We start from the raw sequence: 3468 nt of genomic DNA, 5'->3' as shown, positions 1-3468 counted from the left end.
TGCTCTGTGAACGCGTCTCCATTCATCGTGACAAGTTTCAGAGGTCCGCCAAATGGCTCTGTTGCAGCTTGTTTGTCGATGTAATGATTGATCGATGCAGCAGCCACTATGACCACCATCGATAATCCAATTAAGATCGGAAGTAGTTTCTTGATCATGATTTTAAACCCGGAAGAAATAACAATATTCTGTTATTTCTGAAAACTTTGAAACTTTCGGGCACTCCAACGCGCTGATGGTTTCGTTTCAGCCTTGCAACGGCGGTTCGGATTTAAGTCCGTCCGAACGCCGCCGTGCGAATGTTAGAATGTCAGCTGCTTAATCATTCAATGGGAAGAATGATCGTCCGAACTATGACCCGATTTGCTGTGATCATGTGCGTCACTCTTAGCACCGCCCATAGCGTTGACAGCATATTCAACGTCCACCGTGCCAGCTTTTTCGAAAGTCAGTGATCCCTTGAACTTATCACCTTCTTTGATGCCATGTTTGAGAGCCATGAACATGATGTGATACGAACCAGGCTTCAGCTCTGCCTTACCATCTGCGGGAATTTCAAGACCATCGGGCAATGGTCGCATGGTCATGACACCTTTATCATCGACCTTCATTTCATGTATTTCAGTTTTTCCCGCGATTTCGCCTGTGGCAGCGATCAGTCTATCTGCTTGCTTGCCGTGATTGTTGATCACAAGGTAACCGCCTGCGACTTTAGCACCTTCAGGGGTTGCGCGTGACCAGGGATGAACGATCTCCAGTTCCCCTTTTTTGAACTCATGCGCAAATAAGGGCTGCGTGAAAACAAACAATGTCAGCAAAGCCAAGGAGGCAATACCAATTTTTTCTTCAATAGAACGGAAACGAAGCGCTGGGTGGGCTTCAAAAAAACGAGTGACCGGGTTTGAAAGCGAACGTGACATATTGATAGCTCCGATTGAGCGCAGATCAAATCGAACTGCGCGTTCGATAATTAAGTTGAGCGATTAACTTATCTATCAGTTTGCGGAGGCGCTCGCGGACGACCGGGATCCCGTGTGGTTGGGTGGCTGAAGGAATGCGTTTGATAAAAGGAGACGGCTTCTTCATCAAAGCGAGCCGTAAGCGCAACAAACTGGCTAATATCTGGCGCAGGTAAAAGAGGCGAAACGCTGCTACATCCGAAAGTGCAACAATTTGGCAGTTTCGAATGACCAGGGTCTTTGCCATCCGACTCTGTCAACGAGCTCGTTATACATAAGGGATTGCCAAAAGCGTCCAATATTGGTTGGGAAGCAACGCCTGCACTCGCGTAAGCCGCGAAGAAAGACTGCAGGAAAAGTACGCAGGCAGCAATAAAAGCGACGTAAGCGCTTAGATGATGCTTCCTCCGTTTCATTGCCCCTCCAGAACGCTCAGCATCGGTTATTAGCCACTGAACTGCTACTTAGTCGAGCAAACACTAACGTGAGAAAATCGCAACAGCAAGCAGAACTCGCCTTCTTGTTTGTTGTGTCGCAGTGACATTATGTCGATACTGTGGCAGAGCGACGTGATGCGAGTATTACGGCATTCATTACGGGACAATCAGATAGCGACAACATTTGTCGCCATTATCTGCGCGTTCATGATGCTCCAGAGTATGCTTTCCGGCTTTAGTCGCAGTGCGATGGCCGACACGCAATACGAAAATATATTCGGCGTAATCTGTTCGACCGATGGCGGGGGACACGCTTTCACGCAAGGCGATGATGGCCAGTCTCCGCAAAAAATAAATGACTGCCCCTGCGCCTCTTTATGTCGATTAGCATCGGGTACATTGCAGGCTCTGCTCACGCCGGACTTCATTCCCGTCGTACAACAACCGCTCATTTCTTCGCGCGTCCGATATTCATTTAAAACAATTACCGTAGAGACATCGGACAACTACCACTCCGAAGCGAGAGCACCACCATTTTTTCCTGACGTTTAAATCACCTGGCGCGATGCGCCTCATGATGTTCAGGAGATTTCTATGTCTGAAGCTACTCTTCCAAGAGAGGGTGCTGCACGTTCTGCGTCTGCATCATCTGATCTTTACCGCGCCGTTTGGCGTTGGCATTTTTACGCTGGCCTGCTTGTTTTGCCATTTATGATTACGTTGGCAATCACAGGCGCTCTTTATCTTTTTCGCGACGAACTCGATGCAATCATTCACGCTGATCTTAAACGTGTTGAAATTCAGGAAAGCGTGTCAAAAGCAACGCCTGCAGCAATGGTGGAGGCGGCATTGAAGGCCGTTCCGGGAACAGCGATCAAATTCACTGATCCAGCAACGCCCGACATTTCTGTCGAAGTTACAGTCAACACGCCTGAGAAAGGAAAGGTTGCCGTTTACGTCAATCCTTACACAGGGGCCGTTCTCGGCTCTCTTCCAGATCGCGGAACAGTGATGTGGACCATCCGATACTTCCATAGTCTCAAATATTTTGGCTCCTATGCCCGCATGGCCATCGAAATCGCAGGCGGCTGGGCAATACTTCTGGTCGGAACTGGCATTTATCTTTGGTGGCCACGGCAGCAAAACGGCGGCGTCGTCAGCCTGCGCGGTACGCCGTCAAAGCGCGTATTCTGGCGGGACACACATGCCGTGACCGGTCTCTTCGTCGGCTTTTTCATCGTTTTTCTGGCAATCACAGGCATGCCTTGGTCGGGTGTTTGGGGTGGCAAGGTCAACGAGTGGGCTAATGGCAACAATTTTGGGTACCCTGCGGGCGTTCGTATTGCGGTGCCGATGTCAGATGAGCACCTTGACCATGTTGCCAAAACGAGCTGGTCGCTTGAGCAAGCCAAAATACCGTTATCCCCTGAGAATAATCATGGTGCCACTTCGATCGGACTGAATAAAGCCGTTGAGGAGTTTGATAAACTCGGTCTTCACCACGGCTATGCGGTTAACATCCCTACGACGTCTACGGGTGTTTTTACGGGATCGGTCTACCCGGATGATTTATCGCAACAGCGCGTTGTTCATCTCGATCAATATTCAGGAAATGTGCTTATTGATATGAGCTATGCGGATTATGGTCCTTTGGGCAAAGCGCTCGAATGGGGCATTAATACCCATATGGGACAGCAATTTGGTTTGTCTAATCAGATCGTTCTGGCAGTTGCCTGTGCAGGAATTGTTCTTCTGGCGGTTTCCGCCGCCATCATGTGGTGGAAACGCCGCCCTGCAGGATCTCTGGGCGTGCCTCCCATGCCTAGCGACAGACGCGTATTTAGGGGTCTTCTGCTGATCCTCATCATTGGTGGAATAATTTTTCCATTGGTGGGTGCCTCTCTGGTCGTGATGCTCGTTCTTGACTGGCTTTACACGCAGACGCGTGATCGAGCGCGAGCCAAACGTAAATCGCGGGCCTGAATCCAGTCCACGACGAGCTCTCTGGTACGGCTGAAATCTCTTCGTGAGTTTACCGCCAGATAACCACATCATCCACCTGCATTTCGGGC

General features: G+C 49.8%; 4 protein-coding genes. 2 read left to right on the top strand and 2 right to left on the bottom strand.

The window, feature by feature from the left end; genetic code table 11:
• Positions 1-326: 326 nt before the first annotated feature.
• Positions 327-920, bottom strand: a complete 594-nt coding sequence (locus ABE527_RS21490) for a copper chaperone PCu(A)C (protein WP_499695520.1) — start codon at positions 918-920, stop codon at positions 327-329.
• Between the two features lie 68 nt (positions 921-988).
• Complete coding sequence (locus tag ABE527_RS21485) at positions 989-1375, bottom strand: DUF2946 family protein (RefSeq protein ID WP_413574031.1); 387 nt, start codon at positions 1373-1375, stop codon at positions 989-991.
• A 129-nt stretch (positions 1376-1504) separates the two neighbouring features.
• Here ABE527_RS21485 and ABE527_RS21480 point away from each other — a divergent pair, with 129 nt between their 5' ends.
• Both ABE527_RS21480 and ABE527_RS21475 read left to right on the top strand, forming a co-directional pair.
• Positions 1505-1948, top strand: a complete 444-nt coding sequence (locus ABE527_RS21480) for a DUF2946 family protein (protein ID WP_499695518.1) — start codon at positions 1505-1507, stop codon at positions 1946-1948.
• Between the two features lie 42 nt (positions 1949-1990).
• Positions 1991-3379, top strand: a complete 1389-nt coding sequence (locus tag ABE527_RS21475) for a PepSY-associated TM helix domain-containing protein (protein WP_499695517.1) — start codon at positions 1991-1993, stop codon at positions 3377-3379.
• The last annotated feature ends 89 nt before the right edge of the window (positions 3380-3468 follow it).

Origin of the sequence: Brucella sp. TWI432 (genome assembly GCF_039674445.1) — a bacterium.
Lineage (GTDB): Bacteria > Pseudomonadota > Alphaproteobacteria > Rhizobiales > Rhizobiaceae > Brucella > Brucella chromiisoli.
The sequence above is the reverse complement of the archived record's forward strand: the minus strand, read 5'-3'. Positions and strand labels throughout refer to the sequence as shown.